Source organism: Lacibacter sp. (assembly GCF_035299325.1).
Taxonomy (GTDB): domain Bacteria; phylum Bacteroidota; class Bacteroidia; order Chitinophagales; family Chitinophagaceae; genus Lacibacter.
In genome coordinates, this window is sequence record NZ_DATGWT010000004.1 from 119,444 (window position 1) to 144,643 (window position 25,200).

21 protein-coding genes are annotated in these 25,200 nt (G+C 41.0%); 13 read left to right on the forward strand and 8 right to left on the reverse strand.

The features are described from left to right. Positions 1-7 precede the first annotated feature (7 nt). Together hutI and VK159_RS02340 are read right to left on the reverse strand one after the other, a co-directional pair. Complete coding sequence (gene hutI / locus VK159_RS02335; protein WP_324228529.1) at positions 8-1,249, reverse strand: imidazolonepropionase; 1,242 nt, start codon at positions 1,247-1,249, stop codon at positions 8-10. 305 nt (positions 1,250-1,554) lie between these two features. Further along, positions 1,555-2,148: a fasciclin domain-containing protein gene (locus VK159_RS02340; protein ID WP_324228530.1), complete on the reverse strand. Its 594-nt coding sequence runs from the start codon at positions 2,146-2,148 to the stop codon at positions 1,555-1,557. 349 nt (positions 2,149-2,497) lie between these two features. Here VK159_RS02340 and VK159_RS02345 point away from each other — a divergent pair, with 349 nt between their 5' ends. Together VK159_RS02345 and VK159_RS02350 are read left to right on the forward strand one after the other, a co-directional pair. After that, positions 2,498-3,016: a YdeI/OmpD-associated family protein gene (locus tag VK159_RS02345; protein WP_324228531.1), complete on the forward strand. Its 519-nt coding sequence runs from the start codon at positions 2,498-2,500 to the stop codon at positions 3,014-3,016. Between the two features lie 187 nt (positions 3,017-3,203). Next, positions 3,204-3,494 carry an isoamylase early set domain-containing protein gene (locus VK159_RS02350; RefSeq protein ID WP_182806128.1) on the forward strand — a complete coding sequence of 97 codons (291 nt, stop codon included), beginning with the start codon at positions 3,204-3,206 and terminating at the stop codon, positions 3,492-3,494. 148 nt (positions 3,495-3,642) lie between these two features. Here the strand turns inward: VK159_RS02350 and VK159_RS02355 are convergent, their stop codons facing one another. The 3 genes from VK159_RS02355 to coaD form a co-directional block, all read right to left on the reverse strand. After that, positions 3,643-6,225 carry a cation-translocating P-type ATPase gene (locus VK159_RS02355; protein ID WP_324228532.1) on the reverse strand — a complete coding sequence of 861 codons (2,583 nt, stop codon included), beginning with the start codon at positions 6,223-6,225 and terminating at the stop codon, positions 3,643-3,645. 107 nt (positions 6,226-6,332) lie between these two features. Continuing rightward, positions 6,333-6,767: a hotdog fold thioesterase gene (locus VK159_RS02360; RefSeq protein WP_324228533.1), complete on the reverse strand. Its 435-nt coding sequence runs from the start codon at positions 6,765-6,767 to the stop codon at positions 6,333-6,335. Between the two features lie 8 nt (positions 6,768-6,775). Then, complete coding sequence (gene coaD, locus VK159_RS02365) at positions 6,776-7,252, reverse strand: pantetheine-phosphate adenylyltransferase (protein ID WP_324228534.1); 477 nt, start codon at positions 7,250-7,252, stop codon at positions 6,776-6,778. A gap of 151 nt (positions 7,253-7,403) precedes the next feature. Here coaD and VK159_RS02370 point away from each other — a divergent pair, with 151 nt between their 5' ends. After that, entirely contained in the window at positions 7,404-8,483 is a 1,080-nt protein-coding gene (locus tag VK159_RS02370; RefSeq protein WP_324228535.1) for a patatin-like phospholipase family protein, read from the forward strand. 70 nt (positions 8,484-8,553) lie between these two features. Here the strand turns inward: VK159_RS02370 and smc are convergent, their stop codons facing one another. Continuing rightward, the gene (gene smc, locus VK159_RS02375; RefSeq protein ID WP_324228536.1) at positions 8,554-12,072 is read right to left on the reverse strand and encodes a chromosome segregation protein SMC; all 3,519 of its coding nucleotides are present in this window, start codon (positions 12,070-12,072) and stop codon (positions 8,554-8,556) included. Positions 12,073-12,432: 360 nt separating this feature from the next. Here smc and VK159_RS02380 point away from each other — a divergent pair, with 360 nt between their 5' ends. The 4 genes from VK159_RS02380 to ctlX all read left to right on the forward strand — a co-directional run bounded on the left by VK159_RS02380 (position 12,433) and on the right by ctlX (position 16,632). Beyond that, entirely contained in the window at positions 12,433-13,146 is a 714-nt protein-coding gene (locus tag VK159_RS02380; protein ID WP_324228537.1) for a spheroidene monooxygenase, read from the forward strand. Positions 13,147-13,187: 41 nt separating this feature from the next. After that, entirely contained in the window at positions 13,188-13,796 is a 609-nt protein-coding gene (locus tag VK159_RS02385; protein ID WP_324228538.1) for a pseudouridine synthase, read from the forward strand. A gap of 319 nt (positions 13,797-14,115) precedes the next feature. Continuing rightward, positions 14,116-15,630, forward strand: a complete 1,515-nt coding sequence (locus tag VK159_RS02390) for an arginine deiminase family protein (protein WP_324228539.1) — start codon at positions 14,116-14,118, stop codon at positions 15,628-15,630. 87 nt (positions 15,631-15,717) lie between these two features. After that, entirely contained in the window at positions 15,718-16,632 is a 915-nt protein-coding gene (ctlX, locus tag VK159_RS02395; RefSeq protein WP_324228540.1) for a citrulline utilization hydrolase CtlX, read from the forward strand. 32 nt (positions 16,633-16,664) lie between these two features. On the opposite strand, the gene VK159_RS02400 is transcribed toward ctlX, so the two are convergent. Together VK159_RS02400 and VK159_RS02405 are read right to left on the reverse strand one after the other, a co-directional pair. Continuing rightward, positions 16,665-17,453 carry a CHAD domain-containing protein gene (locus VK159_RS02400; RefSeq protein WP_324228541.1) on the reverse strand — a complete coding sequence of 263 codons (789 nt, stop codon included), beginning with the start codon at positions 17,451-17,453 and terminating at the stop codon, positions 16,665-16,667. 45 nt (positions 17,454-17,498) lie between these two features. Beyond that, positions 17,499-18,395, reverse strand: coding sequence for an NAD(P)-dependent oxidoreductase (locus VK159_RS02405; RefSeq protein WP_324228542.1), 897 nt, complete (start codon positions 18,393-18,395; stop codon positions 17,499-17,501). A gap of 339 nt (positions 18,396-18,734) precedes the next feature. Between VK159_RS02405 and pfkA the strand changes: the two genes are divergently transcribed. The 6 genes from pfkA to VK159_RS02435 all read left to right on the forward strand — a co-directional run bounded on the left by pfkA (position 18,735) and on the right by VK159_RS02435 (position 25,153). Then, positions 18,735-19,718: a 6-phosphofructokinase gene (gene pfkA, locus VK159_RS02410; RefSeq protein WP_324228543.1), complete on the forward strand. Its 984-nt coding sequence runs from the start codon at positions 18,735-18,737 to the stop codon at positions 19,716-19,718. Between the two features lie 121 nt (positions 19,719-19,839). Then, entirely contained in the window at positions 19,840-21,336 is a 1,497-nt protein-coding gene (gene pyk, locus VK159_RS02415) for a pyruvate kinase (protein ID WP_324228544.1), read from the forward strand. Between the two features lie 77 nt (positions 21,337-21,413). Then, positions 21,414-22,133 carry a 5-oxoprolinase subunit PxpB gene (pxpB, locus tag VK159_RS02420; RefSeq protein ID WP_324228545.1) on the forward strand — a complete coding sequence of 240 codons (720 nt, stop codon included), beginning with the start codon at positions 21,414-21,416 and terminating at the stop codon, positions 22,131-22,133. Between the two features lie 7 nt (positions 22,134-22,140). Then, positions 22,141-23,127 carry a biotin-dependent carboxyltransferase family protein gene (locus tag VK159_RS02425; RefSeq protein ID WP_324228546.1) on the forward strand — a complete coding sequence of 329 codons (987 nt, stop codon included), beginning with the start codon at positions 22,141-22,143 and terminating at the stop codon, positions 23,125-23,127. Between the two features lie 108 nt (positions 23,128-23,235). Beyond that, positions 23,236-23,976, forward strand: coding sequence for a 5-oxoprolinase subunit PxpA (locus VK159_RS02430; RefSeq protein WP_324228547.1), 741 nt, complete (start codon positions 23,236-23,238; stop codon positions 23,974-23,976). After that, positions 23,957-25,153 (forward strand): NRAMP family divalent metal transporter, encoded by a 1,197-nt coding sequence (locus VK159_RS02435; protein WP_324228548.1) that lies wholly within the window; start codon positions 23,957-23,959, stop codon positions 25,151-25,153. The genes VK159_RS02430 and VK159_RS02435 overlap by 20 nt, the downstream gene beginning before the upstream one ends. Positions 25,154-25,200: the final 47 nt, after the last annotated feature.

A 25,200-nucleotide genomic window follows, 5' to 3' on the forward strand; every position in this document is an offset into this window, starting at 1 on the left:
TATTCCGTCAGACGAAAAATTCTCCCCCGATCATCACTTTGTCAATAAGATTACTGCCAAACGCATAAGGTAAATAAGCAATGGATGGAATGGAACGGGTAAAGATGAGGTTCGCTTTTTTGCCCACGGTAATGCTGCCCACTTCATGCTGCAGATCCATGGCAAACGCTCCGTTGATAGTGGCAGCGTTGATGGCTTCTTCCGGTAACATTTTCATACCAATACAACTCATGGCCACCACAAGATTTATATTACCGCTGGGCGATGAGCCCGGATTATAATCGCTGGCTAAAGCAATGGCGGCACCGGCATCGATCATTTGCCGGGCTGGTTGAAATGGCATACGCAGGAAAAAAGCAGCTGTTGGTAATAATGTACCGATGGTATTTGATTGAGCAAGACTTTGTATATCTGCATCCGTCATTGTCTCAAGATGATCAACGGAAATGGCATTGAGCTCGATTGCTTTTTGTAATCCGCCAATACTGTTGAGTTGATTGATATGCAGTTTGGGTTGCAATCCATATTTCATAGCGGCCTTACAAATCTGTCCCATTTCATCAACAGAGAAAAAACCATTCTCACAAAACACATCAACAAAATCAGCAAGGCCTTCATCTGCAATTACGGGCAGCATTTCATTAATGAGAAGATCGATATAGCCCTGGTGATTATCCCTGTACTCTAACGGATAAGTATGAGCGCCAAGGAATGTTGACTTTACAGGTATGGGTGATGTTTCTTTCAACTGCTGAATAACACGCAGCATCTTTAACTCCGCTTCTACCGACAACCCATAACCGCTTTTTATTTCAATGGCACCTGTGCCAAGGGTGATCAACTCTTCCAATCGTCCCCATGCAAGCCGGAGTAACTCAAGCTCTGAAAGCTTTGCCAGTTTATTTGCAGAGTTTAAGATACCTCCACCTTTTGCAGCAATAGCTTCGTAACTCATTCCTTTCAGCTTATCAACAAACTCTTCTTCCCTGCTTGCAGCAAAAACCAAATGCGTATGGCTATCGCACCAGGCAGGCAACACCAGTTGTCCGGTTGCATCCATACGATGTTCCATAGTATCGGCCCACGCACCAAGATTTTTCATTTCGCCATAAGCAGCAATCAATCCATCGTTAATAAGCAGGTAAGCATCTTCAATAACAGGCAATGTGGCCAACGCTTTTCCACGCAACAATACACTCTCTTCATGCACACCCACCAGCTGTTTAATATTTGTAACAAGCAGAGTCATGCATTAAAAGTAACGGATTTATTAGTTTAACCCGTTAGTGGCGGCTATTTAAAAAACTGACTTAGCAAAGGCTCATCGAGCCGAAATGTTAGTAGATGTATAATACAGCAAAGGTTAGTTTAGCTCCGTAGGAGCGATATGTTTTTATATCTCGCTCCTACGGAGCTCTAAAACATTACAACATCTGGTTTCCTATTAACATATCGCCTCTATGAGGCTATAAAATTTAATTCAGTAAGTAGCTTCCTTCAGCAAAAAAGAAAGCCCCGCCAAAAAAGGCAGGGCTTTTGAGCTATAAGGAACCATTACTGTTTCGCTGCTGTAACTGGCTGCAATGGAATTGCCACACCATCAACAATATGAACAATACCGTTTGTAGCCATAATATCCGCATTGGTTACAAACATAGAATTGCCCATTTCATCTGTTAATTTCACTTTACCATCTTCTACTGTTGCTTTTAATTTACCACCACTTAACGTTGGAAGTTCAACAACTCCATTACCAAACTTAATTGCATTCATGAGTGTAGTTGAATTCCAGGTGCCACCTACCATATGGTATTTCAATGTTTTTGCCAGCTCTGCTTTATTCTTCATCAATTTTTTACGATCTGCCTCAGGGATCTTGTCAAACGCTGCATTTGTTGGAGCAAAAACTGTGAAAGGACCATTCAGTTGAAATACTTTCAGTACGTTGGCCGTATTGATTGCTTCAACGAGAGTTGTATGTTCTACAGAACCTGTAGCAACACCAACAATATCAGATGTGGCTACAGCCGGCGGAGGAGCTACGGGTGCTGTAACAACAGGAGTTGTATCAACCTGTGCATTAACGGTTACAATAGATGCAATCATTACGAATGCGGTTGAGGTAAATGCGAGAAAAATCTTTTTCATTGTGTTGAATTTATAAGTTTGATAATACTTGATTACATAATAGCAAAAGCTGCAACGTTATAGTTTCAGCAACTATACACATACATATATTCTTTCAGGGAAAGAAGCCTTTTCAGGCATACTTATACACGGGGAAGATGGGAGTTGAATGATTCGTACGAAGTTCTTTCCATGAAAAACAATAACCATGCCAGCAGAAAATAATGTGCATTACTTCCCTGATTGTGATTTTCTGTTTAAGTTCGTTTCCATGCAATTATTTTCTAATTTTCTTTGGCCACATAGCATATCCAGGAAAATTATCTTCGCTTTTACTATAAATTAGCTTAACAACTTTTCGGGATAAGTTATGATACAGTTCACAGCAGTTATACAGAAATATAAAACCATGGGCGAAAAAACCGGGTGGACTTATATTGAAATTCCTGATGGTGTTCCTGAGCAATTGAAACCCGGTCACAAGAAAGAATTTAAGGTAAAGGGCAAACTGGATGACTATGCGTTTAAACAAATGCCACTCTATCCTGTTGGCGGCGGCAAATTTATTATGGCCCTGAATGCTGATGTACGCAGAGCAATTGCCAAACGACAGGGTGCAACGGTTGATGTGAAAATTTCAGCCGATAACAGTGCCTTTCAATTCAATCATGATCTGATGGAATGCCTGAAGGATGAGCCCGCAGCACTTCAACACTTTAACAGCCTCACCGGCTCTCATCAGCGATATTTCAGTAAATGGATCGATAGTGCCAAAACAGAACCTACAAAAGCCAAACGTATTGCCATGGCCGTAACTGCATTGGCCAGGAAAATGGGCTACCCGGAAATGATCAGGGAAGAAACCGCCAAAAACAAACTATTGCGTTGAGTTTATCAACATAACAGCTGTTAGTTGTTAATAAGAATGAAGCTGCATAAGGCTTTCAGAGGGTTACTTTTTCCCGATTCGGGTATAAAGAGCGGGAATATTTATTTCCATGTCATCATCTCAGCAACTGCTTAACTGAAAAATGCCCGATGTTTGACAAAACACTTAAAACTTTAAACAAAGAAAAATGGTACAAAAAACTTACTTCAAGACAAAGGATTACTGCAAAGTGAAATTCTCATTTAAAGTTGAAAATGCTGAAACCATCGAAATTCTTGGTCTGAACAGCGATTGGCAAAATGCTGTGATCATGAGCAAAAAGAAAGACGGAACGTTTAGTGCAGAGGTGAATCTTCCGAAAGAAACCAAGCACGAATTCAAATACTTAGTAAATGCTACTGAATGGGTGAATGAACCCGAAGCCGATGAACAACAACCGAACGCCTTTGGCGGCAGCAACAGCGTGATTGTGCTGTAATTAATTCCCTTTTAAACAACGATTGCCTATAACCGGCAGTTTTTCAACAACCGAATCACTGTAACGTTACAGGCATGCCCCTACGTAAACAAATCTTATATAAAAAGGAAAACGAAGCCCCTGCAAATTGCAAGGGCTTTATTTTTTGTTATCGTTTGTTTTCCTTCTTCTTCAATCGTTGTTTGATGAATTTTTCAAATTCCACTGCATGAAACACGATAGCAGAAACACCGATACAGATCAACAACTCATTTAAGGAAAGCGGTTGTGTTTTAAATATCTTATTTGCAAACGGCAAATAAATTACGCCAAGCTGCAACACGAATGTCAACAATACTGCTCCCAGCAACTGCAGATTGCTGAACAATCCCTGCTTGTATAAATATTGCCGGTCGCTTCTGATCGACAACACATGACCCAACTGCGCCAGCGATAATACTGTGAACACCATCGTTTGCCAATGTGAACCGCTGTGATTAATCGCCCAAGCCTGTATGCCCAATGTAACACCGGCCATCAATAAACCCACCCACAGAATATGGTAGCCGATTCCATCCGCAAATAAACTTTCATTTGTTTTGCGTGGCGGACGACTCATAATATCCGCTTCTTCTTTTTCACTCGCCAATGCCAAGCCCGGTAAACCATCGGTTACTAAATTGATCCACAAAATATGGATCGGTAATAATGGAATGGGTAATCCAATTAACGGCGCAAGAAACAGTGTCCATATTTCTGCACCATTACAGGTCATGATATACTTTACAAACTTGCGGATATTATCATAGATGCGTCTCCCCTCTTTTACTGCTTTTACAATGGTTGCAAAATTATCATCCAGTAAGATCATGTGTGATGCTTCCTTGCTCACATCGGTTCCGTTGATACCCATCGCTACACCAATGTTGGAAGCTTTTAAGGAAGGCGCATCGTTCACACCATCACCCGTCATGGAAACAAAATGATTTTTGCGTTGCAATGCTTTTACAATATTCAATTTTTGCTCAGGCGATACACGTGCATACACACGGATCTTTTCTACCTGCTCATCAAAATCTTCTGTAGAAATTGCTTTCAATTCTTTACCCGTCATCACCAGATCATTCTTTGTTAAGATACCGATCTGTTTTGCAATGGCTGATGCAGTTGCAGGATGATCACCAGTGATCATCACCACATGTATTCCTGCTGCTTTGCATTCCTGAATAGCAAGTTTTGCTTCTTCACGTGGAGGATCGATCATACCCGCCAATCCTGCAAAGATCAAATCAGTTTCCACCGATTCGTATGTGAATGGCTCGGGTAATACATCTACAATTTTAAATGCGTATGCAATTACACGAATACCATCCGATGACCACTGATCAGCTTCATTTAAAATGGATGTTGTATCAGTATTGGCTTGCAATGATGCCGTGATCGATTCAACCGCACCTTTTGAAATAACAAGAAACTGTTGTTGAAAACGATGAACAGTGGTCATGCATTTCCGGTCTGAATCAAATGGTAATTCTGCCACACGTGGTAAATGCTCCAACACTTGTTGCAATGGTTGTGCAGGATGTTGTTGAATAAAATAATCGACCAACGCAAGTTCAGTCGGGTCACCTACCATTGTACCATCTTCCGCCTCTTTCACATCATGATTCAACGCCATGGCAATTTCCAGCATGCTCATGTTTTCCAGTTGCATACTCTGCTGCTCATCGCCATGCACCTGTACCACTTTCATTTTATTCTGTGTAAGTGTCCCCGTTTTATCGGAACAGATATAGGTAACCGATCCCAATGTTTCAACGGCAGGTAATTTGCGGATGAGTGCATTCACTTTTACCAATCGCTTAGCACCCATCGCCAATGCAATGGTAATAAGCGCAGGCAATGCTTCCGGAATGGCTGCTACTGCCAGTGAAATGGATATGAGTAACATGTTCAATGGTTCTTCACCACGTAACAATCCAATCCCAAATAACAGTAAACAAATAAACAGAATGATGTAGGATAGCTTACGACCAAAATCGGCCATTCGTTTTTGCAAAGGTGTTGCTGCTTCATCTTCCTGCAACATGCGTGCAATGAGTCCGATCTCTGTTTGCATACCCGTTGCAATGACAATTCCCTTTGCACGGCCATTGGTGACCAATGTACTTTTGAAACCCATATTCAGCCGGTCACCAAGAGAAAGATCAACTTCTTTCATTCGCTGCTCGGTTTTTTCGGCGGGCACCGATTCACCTGTGAGCGCTGATTCATCAATTTTTAAACTGAATGTTTCGATAAAACGAAGATCAGCAGGCACCACATTTCCTGCTTCTAATAATACAAGATCACCCGGAACCAATTCTGCTGAAGGAAGTGTAACCGGTTTTCCATTCCGCAACACCTGCGCCTGGAATGCAGCAATTTTCTTCAACGCTTCCATTGCTTTTTCAGCACGATACTCCTGCACAAAACCAACCACCGCATTGAGTAACACGATCACCATAATAATGATGGTGTCTGTAAGATCGCCTGCAATACCTGCAATGATAGCGGCGGCGATCAAGACCAAAATCATAAAATCTTTGAACTGATGAAGGAACAATACCCAGGCCGGTTTTTTCTTTTTCACCAGCAGCTCGTTGGGGCCGTATTCTGCCAGTTGCAATTGTGCCTTTTCATTACTTAACCCATCAGGTGATGAGCCCGTCACTTCAATTACTTCTGTTGCTTCAAGATGATGCCAATTCATAGTCGTAGGTTATGTGTGAATACAGCAGAAAGGTACAACACAAATAATTGTACCAGTTACATGATATTGGTATCTGTCAAAAATAAGAGTCGTAAAATTAAAGGTGATTACTTTGGCTTTTTCAGAATAGCAACAGTTAAACGGCTGATGCAAATCAGCTTCTCTCGTTCATCATAAATTCTAATATCCCACACATGTGTGCTGGCACCAATGTGAATTGGCGTAGTGATGCCGGTGACTAAACCACTTCTAACTGAACGGATGTGATTGGCATTGATCTCAATACCAACACAAATAAATTTTTCAGGATCAATCACGTGGGCACTTGCAATACTGCCCAATGTTTCTGCTAATACGCAACTGGCACCGCCATGCAACAAGCCATAAGGTTGATGTGTGCGATGATCAACAGGCATAGTTGCTTTAATGAAATCTTTACCGGTTTCAGTAAACCTGATGTCAAGTGTTTCAGCCATTGTACGTTTACCTAGTGCTGATAGTTCTTCTATTGACAACTCTTTATTAAACCAGATAGCATCCATTGTCAGAACTATTTTTGATTAGAGACCGCTTTATTTACCACATCCGGTAAAAATGGAGATGCATCTCCCCCGTTACGGATTACATCACGTACGAGTGTAGATGCTACCGAAGTATATTGAGGCAAACAGGTAAGAAAGATCGTTTCAATATCATGATCAAGACTGCGGTTCATATCTGCAATCGCTTTCTCGTATTCAAAATCATTTACGTAACGGATGCCACGCAGAATAAATTTTGCTTTTACTTTCTTACAGCAATCAACTGTAAGACCTTCATAAAAAACAGCTTTCACTCTTGGCTCGTCTTTAAATATTTCATTGATCCAGCTGATCCGTTGATCTTCACTGAACATGGGCACTTTCGCTGCATTACGCCCAATACCGATATACACTTTGTCAAACAGATCAAGTGAACGATAAATAATATCGAGATGACCGACAGTGATGGGATCAAAAGTTCCCGGGAACAAGCAGATACGTTGCATGCAGTTGATTTAGAAACCGAATATCGAACGAATAACCCAAATAAACAAAGCCAACACGTAATTCACGCAAACGAACGCTGTACAAACACCCCGTAAAGAGGTATTTTATTTCTAATGTGTTGTTTGTAATTTTCTGCAAACAAACCTAACCATGAGCAACCGCAGTATTTCCAAAGTACGAATCCTCAGTATTGACGGAGGAGGAATAAGAGGCATTATCCCCGGCACTATCGTTGAATATCTTGAAACACGTATACGTGCCGTTACCGGCGATAAGAATGCAAAAATCGGTGAGTACTTTGATATGATCGCAGGCACAAGCACTGGTGGTATTCTCACCAGCATTTACCTGATGCCCGACGATAAAGATCCGGGCAGAGCAAAATTTTCCGCTACCGATGCTTTGCAACTTTACATGCAGCATGGCAACAAGATCTTCAATAAAAACTTCTGGCAACAGTTTAAGAATTTCAGTTTCTGGAATGAAAGTTTTCCTTCCGATAATCTTGAAAAACTTTTACAGGATTATTTAGGCGATACCACATTGAGCCAAATGATCAAACCATGTGTGATCACTGCTTATAATTTTTATGAACGAAGGGCGGCTTTCTTCAACAGTGCCAACTCAAGACGCATTGGTGGTGAAGTGCGTGATTTTAAAATACGGAATGTGGCAAGAGCAACCAGTGCAGCACCCACTTATTTTGAACCGGCAATGATCTACAGTTTAAGTGAAGCACCGCAATATTTAATTGATGGCGGTGTATTCGTCAACAATCCGGCATTGTGTGCCTATAGTGAAGCAAGAGGTTTGAACTTTAATGAGGATCGTGTGCTTTATGGAAAGTATAAATTACCCAAGCCTGATAAGCCTGCTGCTAAAGACATGTTACTTATCAGCATTGGAACAGGCAGCAGTAAACGGAAATATGAGTTTGAACAATTACGAAATGCAGGTTTAATCAAATGGTTGCCTGTGCTGATCGACATCATGATGAGCGGCAATAGTGAAACAGTACATTACCACCTCACCCGTATGTGGGATACGTTGGATGATGCAGATAAACCTGATTATTACCGTTTAGAACCAGATCTGAAAACTGCATCACCGGAAATGGATAATGTTTCGAAAAGGAATTTAAAGTTGTTGAAAGAAGCCGGAGAGAGTTATGTGTTTGAACATACAGAGCAACTGAATGAAATTGTAGATAAGATGTTGTTGTATAATTAACGATTCATCTTTTATACAAAGTAAAGAGCCGAAACAAAAGTTTCGGCTCTCTGTTATAAATGATAATCTCTTAATTCAAATTCCTGAAATCCACCGGCACCAGTTTACTTACCCCCGCTTCCTGCATGGTTACACCATAGATCACATCCACTGCTCCCATTGTTTGCTTGTTATGGGTTACAATGATGAACTGTGAATTGTTACTGAACTGGCGGATCATGTTGGTGAACTTACCTACGTTGGCATCATCCAATGGAGCATCAACCTCATCAAGAATACAGAACGGAGCAGGCTTAATGAGATAGATCGCAAACAACATGGCTGTTGCTGTTAATGTTTTCTCACCACCACTCAACTGAGAGATGCTGCTTGGGCGTTTACCTTTTGGTTTCGCTATAATGTCGATACCGGTATCCGCAAGGTTCTCAGGATTTTCCAACACCATATCAGCTGTATCTTCTTCCGTAAACAAGGCCTTAAATACTTTCTGGAAGTTTTCCCGCACCTGATTAAAAGTTTCAAGGAAACGTTGGTTGGCCGTTGCTTCCACTTCCTGGATGGTTTGCAGCAACGATTCTTTTGCAGTTACAAGATCATTCTTTTGTTCAAGAATAAACTCATAGCGCTTGCGCATTTCTTCAAATGCTTCGATCGCCGTGGGGTTTACTTCACCCAGATTTTCCAAACGCTTTTTCATACGATCAACCTTGGCTTGTAATTCTTCCAATGGTTCTTCGCCTGTGCGTTCTTCTTCAATTACTTCTTCAAGATTTACTTTAAACTCAACCAGTAAACGTTCTTTGGTTCCGCTTAACTGCAACTTCAGTTCAGTGAGTTTATCTTTTATTTCATTGAGCAAATGATCAACCTGCTCTTTCTCTTTTTGTTTGTGACGAAGCTCGCTTTCCTTTTCACCCAACACATTACGCAGATTATAGTAATACTGATCTGCTTCGTTGAGTTTGCGCTCTTCTGTTTCTTTATTCTGTAACAATGTTACCAATCCATCCTGCGCTTCCAGCAACATCACTTCGCTTTCGTTGATCTGGTTAGCCGCTTCTTCCAACGCTGCTGAATTGGTGGTGATCTGTAATTGCAGATCCTGGAATTGATTTTGTTTGAATTCAAATTCCTGTTTCAACGCTGTTACACGACTTTGCTGACGGGTAACATTCAGGTTATAATCGTTGTACGATTGATTGGCTTCGTTGTATTGTTGCTCAGCAGCGGTAAACTCCTGTTCAATTACTTCCAGCTTGCTTGAAAGTTCTTCTAACTGTGAATTGTATTTCTCCAGTTCATCACGATACACCTGTTGATTTTCCATTACTTCTTCCTGCTGCAGTTCAAGGTCTTCCAAACGCTTTACAGCATTGGTTTCCATGCCTCGCAGGTTTTCCATACGGTTGTCAATTCCATATACCTGGTTCACCAATTGATTGATGGCTGCTTCGGTTTGCTTGATGGCATTTTCTTTCAGCTGCTCATTAAATCCGATCACTTCATTGTGACGCATTTGAATGGCATGCTTCAGATCCAACACAACTGTTTCCTGTGCTAAAATTTCTTCGTGTAAACGTTCAAGATTTTTTGCACGGCCGAGTTTCTTTCCTTCAAACAAACCAACACTACCACCACTCAATGCATATTTCCCTTTGAAGAACTTACCACTCTTCTCCAATACCACACCATCAAAATCGGATGGTAAATTATTTTCATCATCAGCAATCACTACCTGACCTAACAGATAGTTGATAAGCGATTGATATTTTGCTTCCACTTCAACAACACTCAATGCAGAAATAGTTCCTGCAGGAACATTGTTCAACACTGCCTGACCATTAAACTGATCGAGCATAAAGAAGTTTGCCTTTCCTTTCTGGTTGGCATGTAATAAGTGAACGGCTTTTAACGCATCACTCATATTACCAACTACATAATAGTTAAGGTATTGTTCCAACAGATTTTCAACTGCTGTTCTGTATTCTTCTTTACAATAGATCACATCACTCAACAATGGAGATTCAACATTCCATTCAGGGTTGTTGTGTAAGAATTTCACACTGTCGGGATAACCTTCCATTGAGTCAACCAGACTCTTCAACAGATCATGCTCGTTCTTTTTTGAATCGAGTTTCCTGTTTTCATCAGCCAGTTGATTACGTAAACCTTCGAGTGCTTCCTGAGTTTGCAGTATCTGATCTTTGGTAAATGCATGTTGTTCTTGTAACTGTTGTAATTCTTCACGACAGTTATTCAACTCATATTCTTTCTGCTGCTTTTCTTCCTCGAGTTGATGTAGTTGTTGCTTACGGTTTGTTTGCTCTTCTTTTAACTGGAAGATGGTACGCTGTAAATTTTGTACTGATGTTTCGCCAACAGCCACATTCTTCTCTGCTTCAAACTGACTGCGTTGAATCGCTTGATTTTCTTTACGAATCTCATCGATTCCACTACGCTTTTCATCAAACACTTTACGAGTGCTTTCAACGGCACTGCGTAAACTATCTAACTGTGAACCTAGATCATTCAACTTCGCATCTTCTTCTGTGATCTGCAGCTGCGTAAACTCAATGCTTTCTTCAATTCCTTTTAACTGTCCGCCTGCTTTTTGTAAAAAGTCGTTTAGACTTGTTTCTTTTTCTTTCAGGTAATGCAAACGCTGCTGCGCAAGATTCTTTTCGTTTTCTTTCGAACGCAAAGTCTGAAGCATATCGTTGAACGCATGCTGCATCGTTTGCAATTCTTTTTCCTTTTCGATAAAACCAACTTTCTCCTGCTCAATCGCTGCTTCTTCCGTAGCGATCTTTGCCTCGAGTTCTACTTTTTTATTTACTTCAGCATCGTGCTGTTCATTCAAGTCTTTCCAGGTAAGATTAAATCCTTCCAAAGCAGCCTTCGCCAACTCAATACTCACTTCACGATAATCTTTTTTGATCTCGTAATACTTCTCTGCTTTCTTGGCCTGGTTCTCTAATGTTTTTAACTGGTTGTTGATCTCGAACAACAGATCTTCAATACGTGCCAGATCCTGTTCGGTTGCATCCAGTTTATTCTTCGCTTCTTTCTTTCTTGTTTTGTAAATGGTAATACCGGCAGCCTGCTCCAACATGCGGCGACGGCTGTTCTCCTTATCCTTGATGATATCATCCACCATGCCCAATTCTATGATGGCATAGCTATCGGTACTTACACCGGTATCGAGGAAGAGGTTCTGGATATCCTTCAAACGACATTGCACATCGTTGAGACGGTATTCACTCTCACCACTTTTATAAAACTTACGGGTAACGGTTACGGTACTGAATTCGGTGGGCAGTAGGTTACGGGTGTTCTCAAACGTCAAACTCACTTCGGCTAAACCCGAAGCGCTTCTTGTTTTGGAGCCATTAAACACCAGGCTCTCGAGGTTTTCACTACGGAGATGACTGATCTTTTGCTCACCAATTACCCAGCGGATACTATCAATAATATTACTCTTGCCGCAGCCATTGGGGCCAATGATGCCGGTTACACCCTCATCAAAACTAACCACAGTTTTATCGGCAAAACTTTTAAAACCCTTGATTTCTAAGCTCTTTAAACGCACTATTTTTCAATTTAGGAAGGCGACAAATATAGGAGATTAAGATTGTAATAAAATTTTACCCTTTTTGCTTCTTATCAACAGTTTTCCATAGGTTTTCAACAAGTGAAAGCTTTTGTTTGTACTATGGCTGCTTTGTCTTAACTGGAGATATTGGTGTGTTTTTTGGGTGTGAGCAGCAGGTTTTCATGGCGTCTTCGTTGCCACGTGCAGACGCCTTGGTCTGCATCCCGACATTCATCGTCGGGACTCGCTTGTGCTGTATCGCTTTCTGCAACAGGGAGTACTTTACGTCAAAACCCACGCTGCAATTTCAACCCACTTCAGAAAGAACTATTTTGCAGCACAACGGTTATTGAACATATGTATGCAGTTTTAACCATCATTCGCTATAAAAAACGCTTCATCTATTTCGCTTTGCTAGCCATGGCCATCCATCGGCTGCCATTCCTGTTTCGAAAAGACGTTCATTTTTCAAAAACATTGGGGTGCGGCAAAGGCGGCACCTTCAGCAAAACGCCCGACTGGCAGCAATGGGGATTATTAGTGGTGACGAATGACGAGGCATTAACTGCCATCTCCGATCAGCAAACATTACAGCAAAAAGCCTACGGCAATTTTATCCGTGGCTGGTGGAAATTCTTTGGCTGCGAAACCTGGACGGTGCTGCTGCAGCCCATCGAAGCACATGGAAGCTGGGATGGAAAACAGGCGTTTGGTGCTTTGCCCGCCAAATCGGATTATGAAGGCAGGATCGCCGTGCTTACCCGGGCCACCATTCGCCCAAGCAAACGCTCCCGGTTTTGGGAACATGTGGAAGCCGTTTCGAACGATATGCGGAAAGCTGATGGCTTCCGGTTTTCGGTAGGTATTGGCGAATCGCCGTGGTTACGACAAGCCACCTTCTCCATTTGGGACAGCAAAGAACAGATGAAACAGTTTGCTTACAAAATGCCACGGCATACCGATGTGATCCAGAAAACAAGAAAAGAAAATTGGTATAGTGAGGATATGTTTGTGCGGTTTAAGGTGCTGACGAGTTGGGGAACGATTGAAGACGTTGCACCGCTTAGCTAGACACCCACTCGCTCAAAAGCTGTAATCTTGCAGTCAATAACATGTCCACTCCAACACACCGTTATTTCATCATCAACAAACCATACGATATGGTTTCGCAATTCGTCAGTTCGCATGATGTGCGGTTGCTGGGCGATCTTGATTTTGAATTTCCGGAAGGCACGCATGCCATTGGACGTTTAGATAATCATTCAGAAGGCTTGCTGATACTCACTACAAATAAAAAAGTGACACGTCTGCTGTTTGATCCCAAGAAAAAACATGAACGTAGTTACCTCATCATGGTAAAAAATACTGTTACACCTGAACTGCTGGAACAATTAAGAACAGGTGTTTCCATTCCTGTTACAACCGGTGAAGACTACATCGCAGTACCTACCTCCATTGAAATCGTGGAGAATGTAAAGGATCATTATATACACATGGATGATGTGCGCCAGCAATACCCGCACACCTGGATGCTGATGACGTTGACCGAAGGTAAATTTCACCAGGTACGAAAAATGTGTTTGGCCATTCACCGTCGTTGCCTGCGTTTGATCCGTATTTCCATTGGCAACTTAAAACTCGGCGACCTGAAACCCGGAGCCGTTAAAGAGATGAATGAGAAAGAGTTTTTTGAGTTGATCGGGATTGAATATCGTGCATAAACTTGTATTTCCGACTTTCACTATCGGTTTGCCACTCATCGTTCATTACTCATCACTCATTTTCCTTATCTTGCAGTATGTTTTTACAGAAACATATCACTACAAATAATTTGCTGCCATATTTCCTCAACCTGATCGCTGCAGGTGAAGGCAGTTTGCCCGATTACTAATTCACTTGTTCCAACTTGTTTTCAGTATAACTGTGCGTTAAAATTCGTATTCATTTTTTTTGAATGAACGACAAAACGTTTCAAGCTGAACAACTCCCTGATTTCACTATATTCAAGAACAAAACACTTATCATTTAAATATTTCTTTTATGGCTCAACATAATTATTACGTTGAAAACGAATTAGGACGATTGCGGAAATTAGTCATTCATAGTCCTGATGGCGGTATTGGAAAAATCATCCCGGGTACGTTTGCCGATAACCTCTACGATGATATTGTACACCTCAACAAAATGCAGAAAGAGTACAATCATTATGTAAAACTCTTACTCTATTTTCTCGATCGTGAAAAAGTAAATTACATCAACCAATACCAACAAACGGCTGACGAAGAAAAAAAGTCGTGGTGTTATATTCCCGGCAAAGATGAATATTTCAACAGCGAAAAAGTACTTGACACGCAGCAACTGCTGGCTGAAATTATCAAAGATGAAAAAGTAAAGCTCCGGTTGATCTCAGCGATATGTTCTTATGAAGAATCAAGTTATGCCATTCAGCAGGTATTGGAAAATATTAATGATGCTCCACTGCTTGCAAAAATTTTCATCACCGGAATTCTACCTGCAGAAGCAATGGGCACGCAGGAGGATCAATATATCTTCCCTCCTATTCCCAACTTCATTTTTACACGTGATATCGGCATCATGGTGAAAGATCATATTCTGTTGAGCCGCATGGCCACTGTTGCAAGAAGAAGAGAATCGTTGCTCACCAAATTCTTATCGCTCTACTATTTCTTTAAAGATGAGCCGCAAAAAGTTATGGAGATTATTGAAGAAAGCGACTTCTTTTTGTATGAAGAAGAAGAACGCAAACATCGCATCATTACCATTGAAGGTGGTGACGTTATGATGATCCATCCCAAACATTTTGTGATCGGCTGCAGTATACGTACCAGCAGCAGTGCAGTAAACGAAATGGTGCATACATTATTCAGCAAACCTGAACTGGGCATTGAAAAAGTTTCAGTTGTAAAAATTCCAAAGAACCGTGCACAGATGCACATCGATACCATCTTTACACAGGTAAAACGAAATGTATGGGTGTTGTACGGTCGTTTCAGCGAACGTATTTTACGTGCAGAACACATCAGCCGGCACAGTTATGTCAACAAGCTGTCGCACAATCCCCGTCAGTTGGAAATGGAGCAGGTGGAAATTCTGCAATTCCAGAAACCAACGAACGAGCCGTACATTAAAACAAAAGATTACAGTATTCACAAACGGCTTCCCGGTATTGAATCACTATTAAGACAAATAAGTGTGGAAGATTTCGGCGCCAACCCGGAAGATGTAAAAATTATTTACAGTGGCGGCAACCTGTTTCCACACGATGAACGTGAACAATGGACCGACAGCTGTAATGTAGTTGCCGTGAAAGAAGGTGTGGTCATTGGTTATGATCGCAACGATAAAACAGCAGATGCATTTAAAGAAGCTGGGTTCAATGTTCTCACCACCACCGAAGCGTTTGAGCAATTCGAAAAGGGTGTAGATCCTGAAACAATCGAAAACACGTTGATCTTGTTACCAAGTGCTGAATTATCAAGAGCAAGAGGCGGCAGCCATTGTATGAGTATGCCGTTGTTGAGAGACAAATTATGAGTAATGAATAATGAGTGATGAGTTTCCGAACACAATCGTCACTCATTTTCAAATTCTCAAATTTTCAAATTTTCAAATTGTAATTTGATGCAAACAACATCGCATTTATTAATGATCAAACCCGTTGCTTTTGATTTCAATGCTGAAACAGCTGTGAACAATGCCTTTCAGCAGGAAGGCAGCAATGAAAATGCACAGCAAAAAGCCGAAGCTGAATTTGATGGCTTTGTACAAAAACTGACTGCTGCAGGTGTGGATGTTACAGTTGTGCAAGACACGCCGCAACCGCATACTCCCGACAGCATCTTCCCAAACAACTGGATCAGCTTTCACCAGGATGGCAGCATTGTACTATATCCCATGTATGCTATAAACAGAAGGGCCGAACGTAAACAACATGTACTTGATACAATTGCTGCAAAGTTTGATGTGAAGAAACAAATCGACTTTACCTCAAAAGAAAAGGAAGACCTTTTTTTAGAAGGTACGGGCAGCATGGTATTAGACAGGGATAATAAAATTGCATACGCCTGTCTTTCACCACGTACTGATAAAACTGTATTTGAAGAATGGTGCAGTAAGATGAATTACAAGCCTTGCAGTTTTTACAGCGTTGATGAAAACGGCGGCGAAATTTATCACACCAATGTCATGATGTGCGTGGCCGATCAATACGTAGTGATCTGTTTAGACAGCATTCGTGATGCGACAGAGCGGGATAATGTTTTTGACACAATCACTGATAGTGGCAAAACAATCATCGAAATTTCTTACAAACAGATGAATCAATTTGCAGGCAATATGTTGCAGGTTGAAAACAAAACCGGTCAGCGTTATTTAGTAATGAGCAGCCAGGCTTACAATGCATTAACCAGCCGACAAATACAGGAATTAGAAAGCTTTAACCCGATCATTCATTCCGATCTTACTACCATTGAAACAAATGGCGGCGGAAGTGCAAGATGTATGATGGCAGAAGTTTTTCTTCCACTAAAAAAGTAATCAGCAATTAATACAGAGCCGGTCAATCATTTTTATTTGACCGGCTTTTTCATTGCCTGCAACTGCTTCAACACTGCTTTTTCTTTCACGTCGATATCTTTCTGCACCAGCGCAAATGCTTTATTGAATTGTTGCTTTACAGATTTGTCTTTGCTTAAAAAGAATTGTCCATCTGCCAACCATGCAAGCAAATCAACTGCATCATGCCAAGCACCGATCTTCTCCTGCAATTGATCGAGTCTTTTATATGCTGCAACCGTCAGCACTTTTATTTTATCCTGTTCGGCAAGCCAATGATGAGCATACAACAATTGCTTGATGAGTTTACGCAATCCATGCCAACCTTCCTTTGCAACAACTTGCGACCGCACTTCAACTTCTCGTTTCAGCGCTAATACATACCGGCTTAAATCCTTCTCTTCAACTTCTTTCAAGTATCTATCAAGTTCAACACTGATAGATTTGAGTAATTTAAGATGATCTTTTTTTTGAGTAACAAACAATTCCTCCTCTTCCCTGATCTTCTGCTCCAAAAATGCATGCTGAATTAAAATCAGGAATTGCTTACCCTTCAGCCAATCAAAACGCAATTGAGCTTCACGCAAAGAACCTGCTGCATGAAAAACAAGTTGAAGTTTTTTGCGAAGTGATTTTATTTTCCTGGGGTTGAGAGTGCGTAGATAATCAAGAACAGCCTTTACTTTCTTAAGACCCACTCTCAACTGATGCAGTACTTCTTTATCGGAGGCAGAATTATATTCTTCCAGTAAATGGAGAGCAGAACTCATCTGTTTTTCAGCATATATTCTTAACTCACTCATGACCTGTTCTTTTTATAAACAATTCATCTACGCTGCAAAGTTCTGCTAAAGTCCGAATACACGCTTCAAACCATCTTCGAGTTTAACAGGCACATACCCTAATTCTTTTACTGCTTTTGTAATAATGAAGCCGGTCTTTGGCGGTCGTTTAGCCGGTTCAGCAAAGGATGCTGCTGTTACTTTTTCAATTAAGCCTTCATCGAGTTGTAAGAGGTTGGCAACAGTTACTGCCAATTGATAAGGCGTACACATTTCCTTACCAGAAATATGATATACACCCTTTGCATGTTTCATCAATACCAGAATAATTCCTTTCGCCAGGTCTTCAACATAAGTGGGTGTGCGAAACTGATCATCCACCACTTTAATTTTTTCTCCGGCACTGAGTTTATCTTTCACCCATTGTATAAAATTTGGTCGTCCGCCGGGAATCTTTCCACCATACAACAACACTGTTCTTACAATTGCCCAATGCAAACCACTCATCGCTACCATTTCTTCGGCCAGCAATTTACTTTCGCCATAATCATTAACAGGATTTGGTGTTGCTCCTTCATCATAAGGACCATCTTTTCCATCAAACACAAAATCAGTACTTACATAAATAAAATAGGAACGTGATTTCTTTGCTGCACGCAACAACGTTCTGGTAGCAGCAACATTAATTTTCCAGCAGGCAGTTTTATCGGCATGGCAATCGTTTGGTTGCGTAAGAGCTGCTGCATGGATTAAAATATGCGGCGAAACTTTTTCAACAAGTGCCTGTGTTCTTTTATGATCAGTAATATCGAGTTGATGATACGTAACTCCGTTTTTTTCGCCATACGATAAACGGCTTGGGCCTTTCCCTGTGGCATGGATCATAAACTTTCCCTCGTCAACCAATTGACGAATAAGATGCTGACCTAAAAGTCCGTTGGCTCCTGTTACAAACACTTTCATGCTTTAAGGATTAGTTGTTTCAATAGCCATTTTAATGCCCGTGAAAGTCATTTTCAGTTTTGTAAATGAAGCTTGGAATTTGGGCATTCGTTGATTGAATATATGAAATGCTTTTAAAGATCAGTTATTTTGAAAAAATCCTGTTTTCACAAAAAATCACGCAAACCCTTACTGCTTTTGACTTTGTGCATTAATGAACTGTGCTGCAAACGTTTGAAAACTAGCAGCGAACAAGCGTTATCATTGCATTTCCTTATTTTTGGCTCTTCAAAAATCGGAACCGTCTGTAAACCGATACAACCATTGATCAACACCTGCATTCTACTAATTTGATTTATAATGAGCAAAAAAGTTACAAAGATTGGCGTTTTAACCTCAGGTGGCGATGCTCCGGGCATGAACGCAGCCATCCGTGCCGTTGTACGTACCGGTCTCTATCATAATATGGAAGTGTTTGGTATCATGCGTGGATACCAGGGCATGATCGATGACGACATTGTGCCCATGCACAGCCGAAGTGTTGCAAATATTATTCAACGTGGCGGCACCATTCTCAAAACTGCCCGATGTGTTGAGTTTTACGAACCGGAAGGACGCAAAAAGGCTTACGAAAACTTAAAGAAACACGGCATCGATGGTTTAGTGATCATTGGCGGCGATGGTAGTTTTCGTGGTGCACAAAAATTCTCTAACGAATTCGACATCCCTTGTATCGGTTTACCCGGCACAATTGATAAAGATATTGCAGGCAGCGATTTTACTATTGGTTTTGATACAGCTGTAAACACAGCTATTGAAGCAATTGATAAGATACGTGACACAGCCGATGCGCATGACCGTCTGTTCATTATTGAAGTGATGGGTCGTGATGCAGGATATATTGCATTGCACAGTGGTATTGCAACAGGTGCTGAGCATATCCTCATCCCTGAAACAAAAACCGATCTTGAACTGGTGGTTGATTCGCTCGAAGAAAAAGAGCGTCGCAAAAAACTGGTGAACATGATCGTGGTGGCTGAAGGCGATGAAACCGGCGGAGGTAACGAAGTGGCTGCTATTATTAAAAAGCGTCTTCCCCATCTTGATACAAGGGTTTGTATTCTCGGCCATATTCAACGTGGTGGTTCACCAACATGTCTCGATCGTTTAATTGCAAGTCGTCTTGGTTATGCAGCGGTTGATTCATTAATAGAAGGAAAACATAATACCATGATCGGTATCATGAATAACAAACTTCATTATACTCCACTTGACAAAGCTGTGAAGGCAAAACAGCGCATCAGTGATGAGTGGATGAAGATCGTGAAGATTCTTGCGAGTTAAGTGAGAGATTTGCAATTTGATGATTTAAAGATCTGCCCATGTGGCAAGAAGCAAAACGGTTGTCTAAAAAAATGTAAAGCACTTAACTGAAATTAAATTAAACATTTTCAAATAACTACTTATGTCGAAGAACGTTGCAAAATATTTACATACTGAAATGGATAAAGAAGCGGGTAAACGGCACATGAGCAGCCACCGTACAAAAATTGTTGCTACAGTTGGTCCTGCATGTGACACATATGATAAACTGTTGGAGCTGGTAAGATCCGGTGTAAATGTTTTTCGTCTCAATTTTTCGCATGGTGCACATGAAGACAAAGCTCAGATCATTGAACATATCCGCAACATCAATAAGAATGAGCCATATAACATTGCCATACTTGGTGATTTACAGGGACCAAAACTCCGTGTAGGTGAAATGGAGAATGGAGGTATTGATGTGGCCGAAGGCGATATCCTCACGTTTACGAACGAAAAACTCATTGGTACTAAAGAACGCATTTACGTTTCTTATCCTGATCTGCATAAAGATGTAAAACCAGGTAACATCATTTTAATTGATGATGGCAAACTGGAAGTTAGAGTTGTGGGTATCACCCGTGAAAAAGATGTGCAGGTGCAGGTTACACTGGGCGGAAAGCTTTCTTCTAAAAAAGGGATCAACTTACCTGATACAAAAATTTCTTTACCGGCTTTAACAGATAAAGATCTTGCTGATCTTGAATTTATCATTGACCAGGAATTGGATTGGGTAGCACTTTCATTTGTACGTAATGTAAAAGACATCATCATTCTTCGCAATAAACTCGATGAACGCAAGAGCAAGAGCAAGATCATAGCCAAAATTGAAAAGCCTGAAGCTGTTGCCAACATCCGTGATATCATTATCGAAAGTGATGGCATTATGATTGCCCGTGGTGATCTTGGTGTTGAACTTCCTGTTGAACAGGTTCCATTGATTCAGAAAGACATCATCCGTAAATGTATTCACCGTGCAAAACCGGTGATTGTTGCTACACAGATGATGGAAAGTATGATTGATCGTGTAAAACCAAATCGTAGTGAGATCACAGACGTTGCCAATGCCGTACTTGAAGGTGCTGATGCAGTGATGTTGAGTGGAGAAACTGCAACAGGCAACCATCCTTCTTTGGTAGTTGAAACAATGGTGAAAATTATTGAAGAAGTTGAAAGCAGTTCTTACTACCGTTACGATCGTGAAGAAGATCTGAAACCGCAACCACACTCTCCTTCTTTCTTAAGTGATGCGATTTGTTATAATGCCTGCGAAATTGCAAAAGACGTTAATGCAAGGGCTTTGATTGGTATGACACAAAGTGGTTACACCGGTTTTATGTTGAGCAGCTTCCGTCCGAAATCGCCGTTGTTCATCTTTACAAAAGAACGCACATTGGTGAATCAGCTGAGTCTTAGTTGGGGCGTTCGTGCCTTTTATTATTCAGAAGAGATCAGTGTGGATGATATCATCAACGACCAGATCAATATTTTGAAAGAAAGAGGATTTGTAAATCCGGGTGATATTGTGGTGAATACCGGCAGCACGCCTGTTCATCTTCATCTGCCAACCAATCTTATCAAGCTTACCGTTGTTGATTAATAGCTTCAACAACTTATATAAACTGAAACGCTCCTTTTATCAGGGGCGTTTTTGTTTAGTTCGTATTTTCATGTTTGATGCAACATCTCAGTTTCATACAAATTAATGAATCATCTCTATTGATCTCGTTTGGAGAACTGATTCATGAATATGTGCATGCACGTGTAATGCAGGCGAAAGCTGCAATTGAAGCAAATCCGTTCCCAGGCTTTGTAGAAACGGTGCCTGCATATACTTCACTGGCTGTTTATTACAATCCGGTTTTAGTAGAGAAAAAGAATGAATCAGTTTCAGTAACTGTTCTTCAATCAGTGCAGCACTTATTAGAAACAGTTGCGGCTGATCAGCTTACTTCATCAGGAGCGTTAGTTGAAATACCGGTTTGTTATGATCCTGTCTTTGCACCTGACCTTATCACAACTGCAGATGCATTAAAATTATCAGTTGAAGAATTGATCAATATTCATGCTGCCAAAACATACAAGGTATTCATGATCGGGTTTACTCCCGGCTTTCCTTATATGGGTACTGTTGATGAACGCATTTTCACACAACGTAAAACACAACCACGCTTAAGAGTAGAACCGGGTTCTGTTGCTGTTGCAGGTAACCAAACGGGCATCTATCCATTTGCTACTCCGGGCGGCTGGAATATTATTGGCCGCACGCCCTTGCTTTTGTTTGATCGCCACCGATCAAATCCATTTTTATTAAAAGCAGGTGACGAAGTAAAATTTAAACCAATCAGTAAAGAAGAATTTGAAACCCTATCGATGGTTCATACTAAGCAGAGTTGAAGTAATAATGAATAAACCAATCATCCATATTGAACAATGCGGCTTCCTAACTACGCTGCAGGATACCGGCAGAACAAACTACCTGCAGTTTGGTGTGAGCAAAGGCGGCGCAATGGATATGCATGCAGCACAACTTGCCAACACACTCATTGGCAACGAAACATCAGCAGCTGTTTTAGAGATCACCCAATCACCACATCGCTTTCGTTTTATGCAAGACACTCTTGTTGCATTTACAGGTGGTGGTCTGCAACCACAATTACAGGAAACTTTATTACCAATCAATCAATCTTTTTTTATTCCGGCAGGTACAACAGTTGAATGTAAACTTCAACTACCAGGCTTTCGATTATACATGGCCGTGGCAGGCGGGTTTAAAGCTGATACTTTTCTTAACAGTTACTCTACTGATCTTTTGGTTAAATCCGGTGGTTACCAAGGCAGGCCCTTACGAAAAGACGACATACTGAAACAACACAAAGAACTATCTGTTTTACAACAACGACTGTTGAACGTTTTAAAAGCTGGTGCAACAGTTGAGATCAATCATGAAACTGCATCAATAACAAACAATATCATTCGTGTGTTGCAGGGAGTTGAATGGGATTATCTTGATGACAAATCAACACAACTGTTCTCACAAGCTTCTTTTACGATTGGTCCGCAAAGCAGTCGTATGGGATATCGGTTAAATGAAAAAATATTAAAGACCAACAGAAATTCTGAGATCATCTCTTCGCCAGTAACACAAGGAACAGCTCAGTTAACACCGTCGGGAGAAATGATCATTCTTATGGCCGATGCACAAACAGTTGGTGGCTATCCACGCATTGCACAGGTATGTGCTGCAGATCTTTCTTTACTGGCTCAAAAGAAACCGGGCGACAAAATTCAATTTCAAATAGTAAGTTTACAGGAAGCAGAACTATTGTACATGAAACGTGTGGATGATCTGAAGCGGGTGAAAGAAGTGTTACAATCAAAACTTGCTTAAAAAATAATGCGGTGAGCCACCCGCTGTATTTGGGGGTTGCTCACCGGCAATAAATCACAAACTATAAATGGTCTGACGGCCTGAGGGCCGTGCCGACCAATGTGTAACATGAAATCAATTGATCTTAATTGTGATCTTGGCGAAGGATTAACTACTGATGAACAGATCATACCGCTCATCAGCAGTGCAAATATTGCCTGTGGCTATCATGCAGGTGATGTTGATACAATGAAACGCACCATTGAATTATGTCTGCAATACAACGTGGCTATTGGCGCACATCCTTCCTGGCCTGATAAAGAATATTTTGGTCGTACAGAAATGCAGAAGACAGCAGAAGAAATTTATAACATTGTAACTGCACAACTTTTGCTCATCGCTCAAATCGCAAAAGAACAAGGCGTAAAACTGCATCATGTAAAACCACATGGTGCATTGTACAATCAATCAGCGAAAGACAGAACGATTTCAGCAGCTATTGCAAAAGCAGTTTATGATTTTGATTCTTCTCTTATTATGTTTGGTTTAAGCGGAAGCATTTCATTAGCGGAAGCAGTAGCCCTCGGTTTACAAACTGCACATGAAGTATTTTCTGACCGCACTTACCAGGATGATGGCAGCTTAACTCCCCGCTCTCAACCCAATGCATTAATTACTGATGAACAAACATCGCTGCAACAGATATTACAAATGATCAACAGCAATACAGTCACGAGTGTAACAGGAAAGATCATTAACTTAAAAGCGGATACCATTTGCATACATGGCGACGGCAGCAATGCTGTTGCTTTTGCGAAAATAATCTCTTACGCATTAAAACAGGCACATATTGACATCAAAGCAAACTAACTGGAAACTACTTGGTGGCAAAGGTGCGGGCGCTGCTTTTCTAATGGCAACATCAGCAATCGGGCCCGGCTTTCTTACACAAACCACTGTGTTTACACAACAGTTGATGGCGAGCATGGGCTTTGTGATTCTTGTGTCGGTGATCATTGATATTATTGCTCAACTCAACATCTGGCAAATACTCACAGCCAATAATAAACGTGGTTCAGAACTGGCAAACGAAGTTGTTCCCAACAGCGGCCATGTGCTTACAGTATTGATCTGTATTGGCGGATTAGCTTTTAACATCGGCAATATTTCAGGTGCAGGTTTGGGATTGAATATTTTGTTTCCGGTGAGTGTTGAAACAGGCAGCATTATCAGTGCAGTAATTGCAATTATTATTTTCCTATCGAAAGATATTGCAAAATCAATGGACCTGTTTGTGAAAATTCTCGGCATGGTAATGCTTGGCCTCATGCTCTATGTAGTGTTTTATGCAGCGCCGCCTCTTGCAACAGTTGCTCATCGAACGTTTGCGCCTTCCGTCATCAACTTCACTTCTATTGTAACATTGGTTGGAGGTACAGTTGGTGGCTATATCACGTTTGCAGGTGCACATCGTTTACTGGAAGATAAATCAACAGCAATCAGCATGCAGCAAGTGAAACGAAGTGCTGTCAATGGCATTGTATTAACTGCCTGTATGCGTATTTTATTATTCCTTGCTGTGTATGGAATCTTAAACCAGGGTTTTCAGTTGAATGAAGCAAATCCTGCTGCATCTGTGTTCCAGGCTGCAGCCGGCACATTGGGTTATAAGATATTTGGTGTTGTGTTATGGTGTGCGGCCATTACTTCAGTTGTGGGTTCTGCCTTCACTTCCATTACATTTTTAAAAACGTTGCATCCTGTTTTCACCCGCCAACAACGGCTCTCTACCATTCTGTTTATTCTTATATCGACAGGTATTTTTTTACTGTGGGGCAAACCCGTATTTATTCTTATTATAGTCGGAACACTCAATGGTTTTATTCTTCCGTTTTCGTTGGGATTGATGTTATGGGTAATGATGAAACGAAAGTTAGCGCATTATCAGCACTCTGCGTGGTTACTATGGAGTGGATGGATGGTTGTTGCAGTGATGTTATGGATGAGCGTGGTGACGTTTATAAATGAAATACCAAAGTTGTTTTAAAAAGCCTTCATGGCCATTGATTTATTTTAATGAATAACCCTGCAACA